Genomic DNA, 275 nt, shown 5'->3' on the forward strand with positions numbered 1-275 from the left:
CAAACACATTCAATATTACAACTCCTCCAAGAATCAGTGTTATTCCTGCAATGCTAGCCATGTTCAGTTTTTCCTTCCAAACTAAAACTGAAATTACTGTAGTAAAAACAAGTCCTAAACCTGCCCATAATGCATATGCAGTGTTTAAGGGGATTGTCTTTAGCGACAAGGATAAAAAGAACAAACAACCAACGAAAGCTATTATTACCCCTATTGTAGGATAGAGTTTTGAAAAGCCTTCAGATGCTTTTCATAGGGAAGAGCCAATAATCTCC

General features: G+C 36.7%; 1 pseudogene. It reads right to left on the minus strand.

What is annotated here, in order from left to right:
* Nucleotides 1–271: pseudogene (gene qacH, locus K5S59_RS29900) on the minus strand (quaternary ammonium compound efflux SMR transporter QacH); the annotation flags it as partial.
* Nucleotides 272–275: the final 4 nt, after the last annotated feature.

Source organism: Bacillus sp. BML-BC051, assembly GCF_019656175.1.
Classification (GTDB): Bacteria; Bacillota; Bacilli; order Bacillales; family Bacillaceae_G; genus Bacillus_A; species Bacillus_A mobilis.